The following is a 700-nucleotide window of genomic DNA, read 5'->3' on the forward strand; positions in this document are numbered from 1 at the left end:
GCCCCCAGCCGATCCACCCACCCGGCCCACCCCGAGCTGGCTGGACCACACCGCGGAGGGGGCGGCGCCCGATGGCCGGTCTTTCACCCGAACCATGGCATGCTCGGCGCCAAGCCCACCCGGAACCTCCGCCATGCGCCTGTTCACCCGTGTCCTGCCCCTGATGCTGCTGGCCTCCCTGTTGTCCGGCTGCGGCTACAACGCCATCCAGCAGAAGGACGAGGCGGTCAAGGCCAGCTGGTCCGAAGTGCTCAACCAGTACAAGCGCCGCGCCGACCTGGTGCCCAACCTGGTGCAGACCGTCAAAGGTTTCGCCAGCCAGGAAGAGCGCGTGCTGACCGAAGTCACCAACGCCCGCTCGCGTGTCGGCCAGATCAACGTCAACGCCGATGACGAAGCCTCGCTCAAGCAGTTCCAGCAGGCCCAGGGTGAACTCGGCAGCGCGCTGTCGCGGCTGCTGGTGGTGACCGAGAACTATCCGGTGCTGAAGTCCGACCAGAACTTCCGCGACCTGCAGGCCCAGCTGGAAGGCACCGAGAACCGCATCACCGTTGCCCGCGGCCGCTACATCCAGCAGGTGCAGGACTACAACACCTACATCCGCTCGTTCCCGCAGGTGATCACCGCCAAGATCTTCGGCTACAAGACCAAGCCGAACTTCACCGTGGACAACGAAGCGCAGATCTCCAACGCGCCGGCG

1 protein-coding gene is annotated in these 700 nt (G+C 65.9%); it reads left to right on the forward strand.

Annotated elements, in window-relative coordinates:
• Positions 1–133 precede the first annotated feature (133 nt).
• On the forward strand, positions 134–700 hold a 567-nt coding region (locus A7X97_RS01710; RefSeq protein ID WP_111007541.1), incomplete at its 3' end, for a LemA family protein.

This window comes from Stenotrophomonas sepilia, from assembly GCF_003244875.1.
Taxonomy (GTDB): Bacteria; Pseudomonadota; Gammaproteobacteria; order Xanthomonadales; family Xanthomonadaceae; genus Stenotrophomonas; species Stenotrophomonas sepilia.